Source organism: Actinomadura sp. GTD37 (assembly GCF_041951365.1).
In the GTDB taxonomy this organism is placed as follows: Bacteria; Actinomycetota; Actinomycetes; order Streptosporangiales; family Streptosporangiaceae; genus Spirillospora.
Genome location: NZ_JBGNUS010000008.1, coordinates 173,336 through 185,964 on the forward strand (window position 1 = coordinate 173,336; position 12,629 = coordinate 185,964).

Annotated in this window: 10 protein-coding genes; 2 read left to right on the forward strand and 8 right to left on the reverse strand. The window is 76.1% G+C overall.

What is annotated here, in order from left to right; translation table 11 throughout:
- The 4 genes from ACA511_RS32930 to ACA511_RS32945 are packed head-to-tail and all read right to left on the reverse strand — an operon-like array spanning nt 1 to nt 6,267.
- Complete coding sequence (locus ACA511_RS32930; RefSeq protein ID WP_375028585.1) at nt 1-1,338, reverse strand: VWA domain-containing protein; 1,338 nt, start codon at nt 1,336-1,338, stop codon at nt 1-3.
- Complete coding sequence (locus ACA511_RS32935; protein ID WP_375028586.1) at nt 1,335-2,564, reverse strand: protein phosphatase 2C domain-containing protein; 1,230 nt, start codon at nt 2,562-2,564, stop codon at nt 1,335-1,337. Before ACA511_RS32935 ends, ACA511_RS32930 begins: the two co-directional genes overlap by 4 nt.
- On the reverse strand, nt 2,561-5,038 hold the full coding sequence (locus ACA511_RS32940) for a tetratricopeptide repeat protein (protein WP_375028587.1): 2,478 nt from the start codon (nt 5,036-5,038) through the stop codon (nt 2,561-2,563). Before ACA511_RS32940 ends, ACA511_RS32935 begins: the two co-directional genes overlap by 4 nt.
- The gene (locus tag ACA511_RS32945) at nt 5,035-6,267 is read right to left on the reverse strand and encodes a hypothetical protein (RefSeq protein WP_375028588.1); all 1,233 of its coding nucleotides are present in this window, start codon (nt 6,265-6,267) and stop codon (nt 5,035-5,037) included. Before ACA511_RS32945 ends, ACA511_RS32940 begins: the two co-directional genes overlap by 4 nt.
- Nucleotides 6,268-6,470: 203 nt before the next feature.
- Between ACA511_RS32945 and ACA511_RS32950 the strand changes: the two genes are divergently transcribed.
- Nucleotides 6,471-6,959 (forward strand): helix-turn-helix transcriptional regulator, encoded by a 489-nt coding sequence (locus ACA511_RS32950; RefSeq protein ID WP_375028589.1) that lies wholly within the window; start codon nt 6,471-6,473, stop codon nt 6,957-6,959.
- A 208-nt stretch (nt 6,960-7,167) separates the two neighbouring features.
- On the opposite strand, the gene ACA511_RS32955 is transcribed toward ACA511_RS32950, so the two are convergent.
- Nucleotides 7,168-7,848 (reverse strand): class I SAM-dependent methyltransferase, encoded by a 681-nt coding sequence (locus ACA511_RS32955; RefSeq protein ID WP_375028590.1) that lies wholly within the window; start codon nt 7,846-7,848, stop codon nt 7,168-7,170.
- Between the two features lie 18 nt (nt 7,849-7,866).
- Complete coding sequence (locus ACA511_RS32960) at nt 7,867-8,997, reverse strand: glutamate--cysteine ligase (protein ID WP_375028591.1); 1,131 nt, start codon at nt 8,995-8,997, stop codon at nt 7,867-7,869.
- A 118-nt stretch (nt 8,998-9,115) separates the two neighbouring features.
- Here ACA511_RS32960 and ACA511_RS32965 point away from each other — a divergent pair, with 118 nt between their 5' ends.
- Nucleotides 9,116-10,123 (forward strand): hypothetical protein, encoded by a 1,008-nt coding sequence (locus tag ACA511_RS32965; protein WP_375028592.1) that lies wholly within the window; start codon nt 9,116-9,118, stop codon nt 10,121-10,123.
- Here the strand turns inward: ACA511_RS32965 and ACA511_RS32970 are convergent.
- A complete protein-coding gene (locus ACA511_RS32970; RefSeq protein ID WP_375028593.1) occupies nt 10,098-10,892 on the reverse strand; it encodes an alpha/beta fold hydrolase in 795 nt (264 codons plus the stop codon). The genes ACA511_RS32965 and ACA511_RS32970 overlap by 26 nt on opposite strands.
- A 64-nt stretch (nt 10,893-10,956) precedes the next feature.
- Nucleotides 10,957-12,573, reverse strand: coding sequence for a PucR family transcriptional regulator (locus tag ACA511_RS32975; RefSeq protein ID WP_375028594.1), 1,617 nt, complete (start codon nt 12,571-12,573; stop codon nt 10,957-10,959).
- Nucleotides 12,574-12,629: the final 56 nt, after the last annotated feature.

Below are 12,629 nucleotides of genomic sequence, written 5' to 3' on the forward strand. Positions count from 1 at the left end.
TCAGCCCTCGCCCCGCCGCGTCGTCACGGTCTCGTCCTTGCGAGTTCGGACCGTCTTGGTGGACCGTGTCTCGATCTCCATCTCGGCCACCTTGTCGACGTTGCGCTTCAGCCGGACGGTGCCGGTCGCCGGGTCGACGACGTCCACGACCTTGCGCAGCATCGCGGTGATCGCCTCGTTGCCGACCTCGTCGGCGAGCGCCACCGCGCGGCCGAGCCGCGCCGTCGCGGTGTCGAGGTCGCCGTCCCGGCGGGCCTGCATCCCCTCCTGGATGACGACCGCCAGCTCGGCCTGCCCGGTGGCGTCCGCCACCCGGGGGTTGATCTTGGTGGAGAGGGCCTCGTCGTCGGTCCACTGGGCCAGGATGTTGCCGGTCGCCAGGACCTGCGCCTCCTCGCCCGGCCCGCCCGGCACGACCAGCTTCACCCACGCGGCGCGCAGCTCCTTGCCGCCCACCTGGCCCGGGGTCAGCTCCACGCAGACGTGGTAGTCGCGGCTCTCCGCGCCCCACGAGCCGAGCGGGTAGTCGCCCGCCTGCGGCCCCGCCTCGGCGCGCTTGCCGGTCAGGTCCTCCACCGAGGGGATCACCTGCTTGACGAACCGCAGCCTCGCCGTCTGCGGCGTCCAGATCCGGAGCGCGACGTCGGCGACGGACTTGCCCATCGCCGCCTCCGTCATGGCCCGGAAGTCGGCGACCAGCCCGGCCGGGTCGGCGACGATGTCGACGCTGCCGAGCATCGCGGAGGCGACCTTGCGCAGCTCGGCGACCTCCCAGTCGGTGCCGACGCCGCGGCAGTCGCAGACGAACCGGCCGCCGCACGCGGCGAGCGCGGCGTCCAGCTCCGCGGGCGTCTCGTGCTGGTTCTTGCCGTCGGTCAGCAGGATCGCGTGCCGGATCCCGCCCGGCGCCGTGTCGAACAGCTGGGCCGCCAGCCGCAGCCACGACCCGATCGCGGTGCCGCCGGACGCCGACAGCCTGCTCAGCGCCTGCTTCGCCGCGGCGCGGGTCTCCGGCGTCGCGGCGACCAGCCCGGGGTGCTTCGGGAAGATCATTTTGGCCTGGTTGGAGCCGGAGACGACCGCGAACTCCACGCCGTCGCGCAGCGTGTCGATCGCCACCTGCGCCGCGGCGACCGCCGCGCGCAGCTTGGTCTCCGGGTAGGACATCGACCCCGAGGTGTCGATGATGACGACCTCGGACGCCCGGGTCGCGGACGGGACGGGCACGCCGTCCGCCGCGGTCGCCTCGACGGACACGATCGCGTGCATCTCGCGTCCGCTCTCGGGCAGGTACCGGTTCTGGTCGATCTTGACGGTGAACTGCGGCTGCTCGCTCATCGGGGCTGCTCCGTGCTCTGCGGGGTGTCGAGGCTCTGGGCGGTGGGACGGTGACCGGCGGCGGGGGACGGGAGCGGGATGACGGCGACGGTGATGTTGTCGCGGCCGCCCGCGTCCAGAGCGTGCCGCACGAGCGTCCGCGCCGCGCCGAGCGGGTCGGGCGACGCGCCGCCGGGCCCGCCGTTCGCGCCGTCGGGCCCGCCGGGAAGCAGCGCGGCCAGGTCGCCGGCCGCCGGGAAGTAGTTCCACAGGCCGTCGCTGCAGACCAGCAGCGTGCCTGGGCCGCCGGGCCGGAACGTCGCGACGTGCGGGCGGACGTCTCCGGCGTCCACCCCGAGCCACGCGGTGATGACGTGCGCGTTCGGGTGCGCCTCGGCCTCCGCCTCGGTCAGCGATCCCTCGGCGACCATGAACGCCGCCCACGAGTCGTCCTCGGTGAGCCGGCGGGACGGGCCCAGCTCGGCCATGTCGCCGGTGCTGACCTCGGCGTCGGCGGGAACCGGCCCCGTTGGACCGTTCTCGTCCGGCTCCGCGGCGCCGCCGGCGGACAGCCAGTAGGCCCGGCTGTCGCCGACCCAGCCGACGGTGACGGTCGCGCCGCGCGTCACCGCGGACACGTACGTGCAGGACGGCGCGTCCGACGGGGAGGTGGCCAGCGCGGCGACGGCCGCGGCCGCGCGCAGCGCCGCGTGCCGGGTGGCGTCCTCGGGGTCCTCGCCGGCGTCGAGCCGCGCGACCAGCTCGGCGGCGCCGGTGTCGGCGGCCGCGCGGGAGGCGTCCTCGGGGCGCTGCGAGGATCCGACGCCGTCCGACACGACGGCCGCGATCCCGGCGGCGTGCGCGGCGATGGCGATCGCGTCCTCGTTGCGGCTGTAGCGGCGGCCGCGGTCGCTGGCGCCCGCCGCGAGCAGCGGCCGGCCGCCGTTCCCGCCGGGGGCGGGCAGCTCCAGCTCGACGTGGTCGCGTTCGGCGGGCTGGCGCAGCCCGCAGTGCTCGCAGTAGCCGTCGCCGTCGATCGCGGTCCCGCCGCAGCCGGTGCACGGCCGCCCCGCGGCCGCCTCCGCCGCCGGCTCGGCCGGGGCGGGGGCGTCGGTGAGCCGGTGCCCGCACTGCTCGCAGAAGACCTCCTCCGCGTAGACGATCTCGCCGCAGGCGGGGCAGGACAGCTCCGCGGCCTTGGCGTGCTCGGCTCCGGCGGGAGCGGCTCCGGTCTGGTCGTCGGTCACAGCAGCGTCCTCGGGCGTACGGCGTTGGCGGAGTCGACGAGCCGGCGGCACTCGTCCCGGTCACGGGTGCGGCGCGCGAGCTCCCGGTAGGTCGTCTCCAGCAGGCGGCGCAGCGCGGTCTCGGTGAGCGGCGCGCCCAGCAGCGACCCGCCCTGCGCCCGGCCCGGCGCACCGCCCGCCGGGCCGGAGCCGGCGAGGAGCCAGTCGAGCGCGGCCTCCAGCACCTCCGCGGCGAGCCGGTCGCGGCGCTCGTCGTCCAGGTCGAGCGCGGTGAGCCGGTCCCCGGCGGCGACCAGCTCGGCCGCCGACAGCTCGGCGGGCGGGCGGCCGCGCACCGCCGTCGCCACCGCCGCGACCTGGGCGGGCACGTACCGGATGGAGATCGTCGGCACCGAGTCGAGCGCCGCGCCGGCCGCGCGCCGGTCGCCCGCCGCGAAGTGCACGCGGGCCAGGCCGAACGCCGCGTTGAGGTAGCTCTGGTCGGTGCGCCACACCGTCTCGTACAGGCGGACCGCGTCGGCGGGCGCCGTCTGCTCGCGGCAGTAGGCGAGCGCGAGCTTGGGCGCCGCCTCGCCGGGTAGCAGCCCGTACAGCCGGTCGAACAGCGGTCCGGCCTCGGCGGCCCGGCCGCGCGCGAGCAGCGCGACCGCGCGGTACCAGTCGACCCGCCAGTCGCCGGGGCGCTCGGCGGCGAGCTCGCCGAGCAGCTCGGCGGCCTCGTCGGCCGCGCCCAGCTCGATCCTGGCGCGGGCGTGCGCCAGCCGGACCTCTGGCGTGCGGGACGGCGCGTTGGCCGCCGCCTCCGCGACCTGCGCGGGCTCCAGCGCCGACAGCCCGGACACGAATCCGGCGGCGGGGTCGGTCCCGTCCACCAGCGGCACCGGCAGCGCCGCCGCGGCCACCTCCGGCGGGACCGGCGGCAGCGCCTGCTCCTCGTGCGTCCCGCCCGCCATCCGGGTCGTGAACCGCTCCGGCCCGAACAGCCCCGACGGGGCGGGCCGCGGGGCGCCGTCCTCGGCGGCGAGGACCTCCCGCAGGACGCCGGTGAGCTGCTCGGCCATCTCCGCCGCGTCCTGGAACCGCGCGTCGGCCCGGGGGTGCGTCGCGCGCAGCAGGAACCGGTGGAACGACTCGAACCGCCGGAAGACCGGCACTTCTGAACTCGGCGGCAGCGAGTCGACGTACTGCCTCGTGTAACCGCGGAACGGGAAGCTCAGCACGGCCAGCGCGCGGCCGACGGTGTACAGATCGGAGGAGATGGACGGCCCCGCGTCGGCGATCTCGGGCGCCTGGTAGCCGACCGTGCCCCAGATGGCGCCGTCCGGGTCGTCCAGCCGCCGGACGCCGCCGAGGTCGATCAGCCGCAGCTGCTCCTCGGACTGGATCACGTTGTCCGGCTTGAAGTCGCAGTACAGGAGGCCCTGCGCGTGCAGGTACTCGAACGCCCGCAGCACCTCCAGCCCGTACGCGATGGCCTGCGCGAGCGGCAGGTGCCGCTCGCCCGGCGGCTGCGGCTGGCGCAGCAGGATGTCCTTGACCGACTCGCCGCCGACGTACTCCATGACGATGTAGCCGTCGCCGTCGTGCTGGACGAAGTTGTAGATCTTGACGATGTTGGGGTGCTCGACCTCGGCGAGGTAGGCGCGCTCGGCCGCCGCGGCGGCCATCGCGTCGGCGTCGCCGCTGTCCAGCAGGCCCTTCAGCACGACCCAGCGGTCGTGGACGTTGCGGTCCTTGGCGAGGTAGATCCAGCCGAGTCCGCCGTGCGCGAGGCAGCCGAGCACGCCGTACTGCCCGCCGACGAGGTCGCCGGGGCTGAGCTTCGGGGTGTAGGAGAAGCGGGTGCCGCACTTGGGGCAGAACCCCTCCGTGCGGCCGGGGCGGTCGCCGCGCCCGCGCCCGACGGGCTCGCCGCAGCTGCTGCAGTACCGCTTGGTCTCCGCGACCTGCGGGTCGCTCATGACCGCGCTGGACGGGTCCCGGTACGGGACGCGCGGCACCTCGACCAGCCCGGCGCCGAGCATGCCCCGGCGGCCCGACCCGCGCGTCGCACCGCTGCGGGTGCTGCCCGTCCTGGTGCTGCCGGTGGACCTGCTGCCGGACGTGCCGGACGTGCCGGTCGTCGCCACGCGGGCCGTCTGCGCGGGCGCCGACCCGCACACGCCGCAGTAGCCGTCCATGATCGTCCCGCTGCAGCCGACCTGCCCGCACGCGTCGGACCGCTCGGCGGCCGGACGCGGCGCGGGCACGCCCGGCGCGGCGGGCCCGGGCGGATTGCCGCAGACGTCGCAGTACCCGTCGGTGATCGTCCCGCCGCAGCCCGGCTGCGCGCACGCGCCGGGCGCGGACGGCGCCGGGGTTCCTGATGCGGGGGTTCCTGGGGCCGGGGTTCCGGGCGAGGCTGCCACGCCGCATAGGACGCAGTAGCCGCCGTCGACGGTTCCGCCGCAGCCCGGCTCGGTGCACTGGCTCATCGTTCCGCTCCCTTCGCCCGCGACATGATGGCCTGCTGGTATCCGGACAGCGACACGGTCGCCCTCCGCAGATCGCAGGGGGAGGTCCACAGCAGCTCGCGGGCCTGCTCGTAGATCCGGGCCAGTTCGGCGTCCTCGGCGTGGCCGAGGCGCGCGGCCTTCACCCGGTAGGCCTCCAGCCGGCCGCGCAGCTCCTCGCGGCGGTCCAGCAGCCCGCGGACCACGCCCGTGGTCTCGCGGGCCCGCTCCAGCGCCGCGGCGGCCGCGCGTTCGAGGTCGGCGACGCGCTCCGCCAGGTCGTGCCAGCCGCCGCGGCCGGGCGCGCCGACCGCGGCGAGGCGGTCGCCGAGGCTCGCCGACAGGTCGGGCAGGTCGGGCAGCACCGGGGAGGCGATCTTGGCGAGCACCTCGTCCCGGACCCCGCGCGCCTCCGCCTCCGCCTCGCGCAGCAGCCCCAGGACGGCGGCGACGCCGCGGATCCGGTCGGCGAACCCGTCGCGCAGCCGCTCCGCCTCCGCCAGCCTGCGGCGCACCCCGGCGAGGCCGGTGAGGATCGCGTCCAGCCGCGCGGTGTCGGCGTGCCCGTCCCGCGCGAGGGCCAGCGGGTCGCCGCGCACGACGGCCGCGGCCGACTCCAGCTCGCCGCGCAGGCGCTCGAACTCCGGGTCGGCCCCGTCCAGGGACTCCAGCAGCTCGCCCGCCGCCCGCCGCTCCGCCTCGACCTCGGCGAGCCGGGACAGGAGCGTCGACCAGACCGTGTCGAGCGCCGCCACCGATCGCGCGATCTCCTCGTACAGCGGGGTCATCCGGTCGACCGCCGCCCGCAGCGTCAGCCGCTCGCCGGACGGGACGGCCAGCAGCGTCCGCCGCTCCAGCGGCACCTCGGTCACGGGCAGCTCGACCGACGGCCCGGCGAGCAGCCGGGTCAGCTCCGCGAGCTGCGCCTGCCCTGGCCTCGGATGGCGGGCCCGCAGCTCCCCGGCCGCGTCGACCGCGCGCCCGTACAGGTCGAACAGGCCCCACAGCGACGCCATGCGCTCCCGGACGTCCGCCTGCACGCGCTGCGACTCCCCGCTCAGCGCCGCGCCCTCCAGCAGCTGGTACCCCTGGTGCGCCTCCAGTTCGAGCAGCGCGGCGCCGATGCGCTCCTTCTCGTCCCGGAGCCGTGCGAGCGTGCGGTCCGCCTCCTCGCGGCTCATCGGGGGGCCGTTCACGCGCGCGTCACTCAAGGCCGGTCCACACTTGGCCCATGTTCGCCCCCGATTCCCCCGAATAGAGCACGTTTTTGGAGCCTCAGTTTTCCCCATGCGAGGCCGCCTTCTCAACCGGAGGCGATCACCGGGCCCGCGCCGCCCCCGCCGTGCGTCCCGCGACGCGATCCGGCCGTGCCCGAAGACTCCAAAATGTCAGTGTTCGAACGTATGATCGAACCATGGCGAACGTTGCGACGCACCCCCGGACCGCGCCCACCGCGCCGGCCCCCCTCACCGCGGCCGAGATCGCCGCCCTCGCGCTGTCCCTCGCGCACCTCGGCGCCGGCCCGCAGGCCACCACCGCGCGCCGGGCCCTGCACACCCTCCTCGACACCACCCCCCACGACGACGTCGTCACCACCACCCTCGCCACCCTCACCACCCCGCTCGAAGCCTCCACCTCCGACCGCGCCCGCGTGATCGCCGCCGCCATCACCGACCACCGCGTCGTCCGCCTCTGCTACGGCGACGCCGGCGCCAACGTCACGATCCGCGAAGTCGAACCCGTCACCTGCCTCGTCCACCGCGACCACTGGTACCTCGTCGGCTGGTGCCGCATGCGCCGCGGCGTCCGCGCCTTCCGCTTCGACCGCATCCTCGCAGTCGAATCCACCGGCCTCCGCGCCCGCCCCCGCCGAGCCGACCGCTACCTCCCCTGGCAGGGATAAAGCTGTAACTCCCAGGGGGGCTGTATTTGCCCAGGGGGGCGACCCCCTGGAACCCCCGTTGCGAGCCGGTCGATCCTCACGCCGCCGTTGCGGTTGTTGTGACCGTGCGGGTTGTCGGGCGTCGCTGCGGTCGCCCGGCTCGGCGGGTCGGGCGGCCTCCGGGCGCAGAGCGCCCTCCGGCCGCCCGACCCGTGGCCCCGGCTGAGGTTCAAACCTGAGCAGGTGGTTGGGGTTCGAGCCTGAGCGGGTGGTCGGGGCGGGTGTGGTGGTAGTGGGAGTCGACTGCTGGTTGGCCCGTGTAGTTCGGGCCCGCCTGGTCGTTGGCGCCGATGTAGCTGTAGGGGAGGTCGATCTTGCGGTTGCCGCGTCGGGATATGCGGTGGCGGCGGGGGTCGTAGGTGAAGCCCGCTTCGCGGAGGGCCGCAGTCAGGCGGCGGCCCGCGGGGGAGCCGTCCTCCAGGCGGACGCTCCTCGTGTCGAAGTTCGCGACGAGCAGTCCGTCCTCGGTGAGCCACGACGCGGCGCGGGCCAGGACGCCCAGCTTGTCGCCCACGTAGTGCAGGCCGTGCACGCAGGTGATCAGATCGGCCGGCGCGTCCTGGGTCCACGCGGCCACCGACGCGGTGACCAGCCTGAGCGAGTCCGGGGCCGGGACGAAGTGGTCGACCAGGTCCACTCCGGTGATCTCCAAGCGGGGGTTCGCCGCCGCCGCTTCGGTGAGGGCGCGGCCGGTGCCGCAGCACAGGTCGAGCCAGCGGCCGTCGCCGGCTTCGGCCAGGACGTCGATGCCCAGTTCCCGGACGTAGTTCTTCAGGGTGCGTTCTCGGTTCATGGCGCAGTTGGCCACTACCGACGAGCTTTCCAGCGCGGTGTCGTCCAGGTGGGGCATGGGGGGATCCTGCCGGAGTCAGACCGCCGCGGTGCGGTCGACGGCCTCGGCGACGACGGTCGCGACGTCCCGGGTCCGGGCGTGGACGTCGCGCTGGAAGGCGGCGCCGTTGCCGCGATCCAGCAGGCCCCGGAGGAGGCGGGTGACGGCGTCGAGGTCGCCGGCGCGGTCGAGGGCCGGGGTGAGGTGGTCGAGCAGCGCGTCCACGACGGCGGTGACGGGGGCGGCGCGGCGGGTGCACGGGTCGATGAGGTCGTTGCGCAGCCCCGACCGGCCGGCCCGCCACATCGCCAGGCGCATCAGGTCGGCGCGGACCGGGTCCGGCGGCTCGCCCGCACGCCAGGCCACGGCGGCCGTGTCGACCAGCGCCCGGACGAGCGCGGCCATGAGCACGGCGTCGTCGGCGTCCAGGCACACGTCCGGGACCCGGATCTCCACGGTCGGATAGTGCCGGGACAGCCGGGCGTCGAAATAGATCATGCCCTCGTCGACGAGGGCGCCGGTGGCGAGCAGGGCCTCGACCGTCGCCCGGTACGCCGTCGCGGAGCCGAACAGCTCGGTCGGGCCGCTGGACGGCCAGCGGCTCCACACCTGGTGCCGCCAGCTGTCGTAGCCGGTGTCGGCGCCCTGCCAGAACGGCGAGTTCGCGCTGAGCGCGAGGAGCGGCGGCAGCCACGGCCGGATCCGGTCCAGGACGGCGACGCCCTCGTCCGGGGACTCGATGCCGACGTGCACGTGGCAGCCGCAGGTGAGCTGCTCCCCGGCGGCCGGCCCGTAGGCGTCCAGCATCCGCAGGTAGCGGTGCGAGGGGGTCGGCGACGGGCGGACGCTGACCGGGGACGTGGCGAGCGCGGCCACGACGGCGCCGACCCCCGCCGCCGACTCGGCCGCCGCCAGCCGCGCCGACCGGACGTGCTCGGACAGCTCGCCGAGCGACCGGCAGACCGGCGTCGCGGTCTCGAGCTGCTCGCGCTGAAGTTCGGTCTCCAGGGGCCCCGACCGCCGGCCGCCCGTCAGGAACAGCTCGTCATGGCGCTGGGCGTAGCGGATGACGGAACCGGAGACGGCCTGCGGCGCACCGCTCGCCGGGTCGACGAGGAGCAGCTCCTCCTCCACCCCGAACGTGCGCGGACCCGTGTGAAGTGTCACCAGGAACTCCTTCCCGGAAGCGCACCGTTGAACGTCCCCGGAGGGGATCGTCCTGGTCGGAGGGCTGTGCCTACAATGCGCGCGCGGTTGACCGGACACCTGGTTGAAAGCTGGTGGTATGTCCTATCTCGTCGGCCAATGGGGCACCGGAGCCGTCGGCAGGCGGACGCTCAGGGCCCTCATCGAGCACCCGGACCTCGAACTCGCCGGCGTCGTGTCCGACGACCCCCGGCTGGTCGGCCTGGACGCCGCCGAAGTGGCCGGAACCGGCCGCCGCCTGGGCGTGCCCGTCACCGGCGACCCCGCCGGGCTGCTGGCCCGGCGGCCCGCGGTCGTCTGCCACACCGGCGGCCCGGCCCGCGAGCTGTGCCGCGCCCTGGAGGCGGGCGCCGGCGTGGTGTCGAACGCCCTGCCCGCGCTGGTCGACCCGCCGTCCGCCGACCAGGCCCTGGTCCGGCGGCTCCGCGCGGCGTGCGCGACCGGCGGCGCCGCCTGCCTCACCCTCGGCCCCGGCCTGGTGGGCGACGTGCTCCCGCTGCTGCTCAGCGGCGCCTGCCGGCGCATCGACGGGATCAAGGCCACCGAGTTCCCCCGCGTCGACGGCCCCGGCGCCGCCGCCCGGTTCGGGCTCGGCGAGCCCATCGGCCGCCGTCCGCCGATCATGCGGCCGGGCGCGCCCGCGCGGACGTGGGGACCGGTCGTCCGGCTGCTCGCCCGGCACCTGGACGTCCCGCTGGACGACCTCGCCGAGACCTACGAGCTGTGCGCGGCGCCGGAGGCGATCGACGGGCCCGGCGGCCCCATCGCGAAGGGCGCCGTGGCCGGGCTGCGGTGCCAGGTGTCGGGCGTGCTGCGCCGCCGTCCCGTGATCACCGTGGAGCACGTCGTCCGGGCGCGCGCGGACCTCGCCCCGCACTGGCCCGCCCCGCCGCCCGGCGAGGCGGGCGGCTACCGCGTCGAGATCGCGGGCGAGCCGCCCGCGCGGATGGACCTCGCCGGGCCCGGCGGCGCCGACGCGGTCGCGCCGCGCATGGTCAACGCCGTTCCGGCGGTCGCCGGGGCCCCGCCCGGCCTGCACACACCGCTGACCCTGCCGCCGTTCACCGGCCGGCGCCTGCTCCGCTGAGCCAGTCCGCGAGCAGCGCCCCGGTCTCCTCCGGGCGTTCGAGGTAGAGCATGTGCCCCGCCTCGATCTCGCTGATGACGAGGCCGGGGCCGAGGGCCGCGCGGCAGTCCACCACGAACTCGGGGCGGACGAGGTCGGCCCGCGTCGCGATGACCAGGTGCGCGGGCACGTCCGCCGGCGGCGTCAGGTGGGGTCGGGCCATCTCCGAGTACGCCGTGACCACCGCCGCCGGCTCGAACCGCCACCGCGGCCGCCCGTCCGGGCCGGGGTCGAGGTGCTCGGCGACCTCCTCGTCCACCGTGTCGGCCGGGGCCCCGGGCCAGCGGGCCGCCAGGTGGGCGCGCGCCTCCGCGACGTCGCCGAACGACACGGGGGCCAGGTAGCCGCGGGCCTCCCGCGCGGCGTCCTCCGGGGCGAGCCCGATCGCCGGGTCGAGCAGGAGGAGCCGGCGCACCCGCCGCGGCGCCGTCCGCGCCAGATGCAGCGCGATCATGCCGCCGTAGGAGTGCCCGACGAGGTCGGTCCGCTCGACGCCCTCCGCGTCCAGGAGGGCGAGGACGTCCGCCACGTGCCGCTCGACCGTCCACGGCGGCTCGTGCGGCGATCGTCCGTGGCCGCGCAGGTCCGGCGCGAGGACGGAGCGGTCCGCCAGATGCGACTCCGCCGTCCGCCGCCAGCGCGCCCCATGCCCCGTGACCCCGTGCAGCAGGACGGCGGGCGCCCCCGCCGGGTCTCCGTATCGATGCACATGCAACGCCGCGTCCGTCATGCAGTGAAGCGTATGCGCGAAGGGGCCGCCCCGGACGTCCTTCACCGGCCAGAGCGGGGACCGCTCAGGGCCGCTCCCACCGGACGGAGCTCAACGCCAGCAAGGCGACATGGAACGACACGCACGACTCCACGTCGTCGAGGTCGGCGTCGAGGACGCGCTCGATGCGGCGCAGCCGCTCGTAGAACGCGGGACGGGACAGGTGCGCCTGCTGCGCGGCGACGGCCTTGTTGCGCCCCGACTCGAGGTAGAGCTCCAGGATGCGGGTGAGGTCGCTGCCGCGCTGGGCGTCGTACTCCAGCAGCGGCCCCAGCTCGCGCTCCACGAACGTCTGGACGCGGACGTCGTCGCGGAGCAGATGCAGGAGGCCGCGGAGGCGCAGGTCGGGGAGGCGGTAGAACAGGCGGGCGCCGGAGCCCCGGGCGGCGACGTCGGCGACCTGCTCGGCCTCCAGGAACGAGCGGCGCACGTCCTGGATCGTCTCCACCACCGACCCGGCCGCCATCACCGTGCCGCCGGACCGCTCGCGGACGCGGGTGGCGACCTCGGTGAGCGCCGTCTCCGCGTCCGCGCGGGCGGGCAGCGAGGCGAGGACGCCGACGCGGGCGTGCGGGCCGCCCTCGTCCAGCACCCCGACGAGCGCGGCGAGGCGGGCGTCCTTGCAGGCGGCGGCGGCCGTCTCGGCGAGCGCGGCCAGCTCCCCGGCGGGCGGCGCGGGCGTGCCCGGCCCGCGGTGCCGGAGCACCACGCCGAGCAGCCGGCGGCCGGACAGCGGCACGCCGAGCGCGCGGGCGCGGGCCGCGGCCTCCTGCGGGTCGGAGTAGGCGTGCGCGAGGATGCGGGCGATGATCGTCCCGTGCGCCTGGCGTTCGACGCCCTCGGCGTGCCGGTCCAGCAGCCGGCCGAGGGCGAGGGTGGTCGCGGCCCGCTCGATCAGCACGGCGTCGCGCGGCGACGGCGGCGCGCCGAGCTCGATGATCAGCCGGCCCCAGTCCTCGCCGCGCGCGCCGACCATGGTCACCAGCCACCCGGACGCCGGGTCGTGGCCGGTGCGCCGGCCGGGCCGCACCGCGCGCGAGCGGGTCTCCCACGCCGACAGCAGCTCCGCCGGGTCGGCCCCGGCGGCGTCGGCGGCGAGCACCTGGTGGGCGAGGTTCTCCAGCACGACCGGGTGCCCGCCGAGCGCGGCGACCTGCCGGACGACCTCGTCGGTGGAGGCGCCCTCGACCGACAGCTGCGTGAAGATCTCGTGCAGCCGCTCGGACGCGCGCAGCTCCGCGAACTGCTCCCGCACGATCCGGGCGTGCACGGCCTCGGTGATGTCGACGAACGCGGGCTCGTGCGCGAGGACGATCACCGGGAGGCGGTGGTCCTCGGCGGCGGCGACCAGCGCGGGCGGCAGGACGCTCGCGTAGCGCCGGCCCAGCTCGATCATCAGCCCGCTGACCCCGACGTCGGCGAGGTCGGCGATGTAGGCGCGCAGCCGCGCCGGCTCGTCCGGCAGCGCGATCCCGGTCGTCAGCACGAGCTCGCCGCCGTGCAGCAGGTGCGCGATGTCGGTGACCTCGGCGACGTGCACCCAGCGGACGCGGTTGCCGGTGCGGTCCGCGCCCGCGACGACGCGCGGCTGGCCGCGGCGGACCGCGTCGAGCTGGAGGACGTCGTCGACGGTGGGCAGCATCGCTCGCGATGATATCCGCGCCGCTCAGGTCGGCCGGGCGCCGGACGCGAGCAGAC

Coding starts and splice junctions, on each gene's coding strand:
- ACA511_RS32955 (WP_375028590.1), bottom strand. CDS start 7,848: ATGCCCCACCTGGACGACACCGCGCTGGAAAGCTCGTCGGTAGTGGCC.
- ACA511_RS32975 (WP_375028594.1), bottom strand. CDS start 12,573: ATGCTGCCCACCGTCGACGACGTCCTCCAGCTCGACGCGGTCCGCCGC.
- ACA511_RS32970 (WP_375028593.1), bottom strand. CDS start 10,892: ATGACGGACGCGGCGTTGCATGTGCATCGATACGGAGACCCGGCGGGG.
- ACA511_RS32930 (WP_375028585.1), bottom strand. CDS start 1,338: ATGAGCGAGCAGCCGCAGTTCACCGTCAAGATCGACCAGAACCGGTAC.
- ACA511_RS32940 (WP_375028587.1), bottom strand. CDS start 5,038: ATGAGCCAGTGCACCGAGCCGGGCTGCGGCGGAACCGTCGACGGCGGC.
- ACA511_RS32965 (WP_375028592.1), top strand. CDS start 9,116: ATGTCCTATCTCGTCGGCCAATGGGGCACCGGAGCCGTCGGCAGGCGG.
- ACA511_RS32950 (WP_375028589.1), top strand. CDS start 6,471: ATGGCGAACGTTGCGACGCACCCCCGGACCGCGCCCACCGCGCCGGCC.